At 68.9% G+C, this 586-nt stretch carries 1 protein-coding gene; it reads right to left on the bottom strand.

From position 1 onward, the window contains the following. Positions 1–543: diiron oxygenase (locus CCN56_RS41460; RefSeq protein WP_256962464.1), on the bottom strand; the 543-nt coding region annotated here is incomplete at its 3' end. Positions 544–586: the final 43 nt, after the last annotated feature.

Raw genomic sequence — 586 nt, 5'->3', positions numbered from 1 at the left:
GTCCTCGCCGCCGCGCAGGATCGCCTTCTGGAGGTGGTCGATGGGCTCCTCTCCGGCGAGGACGCCGGTGAAGAAGGACTCGGGGATCAGCGAGCCGGCCAGCGGCAGGAAGCGGCTGAGGACGCGGAAGGAGCGCCGCCCGCCGGGCACGTCGGCGCCCGCCCGGTTCACGAACTCCTGGAACATCTGGGTGTGGTGGCACTCCTCCGTGACCTCGTGGGTGAGGTAGCGGAACTCCGGGTCCTGGTTGGGCAGGGAGAAGAGGTAGTCCATCACGCCGCGGATGAGGACGTTCTCGAACTGCATGCCCACCTTGACGATGTTGGCGTACCGCCAGAGCCCGATGCGGGTCCGGACCTCCAACGGCTGCTTCTGGTACCAGGGGTGACCGCCCAGGGGGTCGGCCGCGGGGAGCACCCAGCGGGGGTCCGCCGGGTCTATGGCGAAGTCGGGGTGGTCCCAGTCGATGTCGGTGAACGCGTCGAAGTGGATGTGCACCGAGGCCTCGGACAGGGTCCGGAGCCTCTCGTGGTACCTCTGCACGCCGGTCATCTTCGTCCTCGGTCTCTCGCGGCGGCCTGACCCC

This window comes from Streptomyces sp. NRRL B-24572 (assembly GCF_002156145.1).
Lineage (GTDB): Bacteria > Actinomycetota > Actinomycetes > Streptomycetales > Streptomycetaceae > Streptomyces > Streptomyces vietnamensis.
This window is presented reverse-complemented; position numbering and strand designations above follow the sequence as displayed.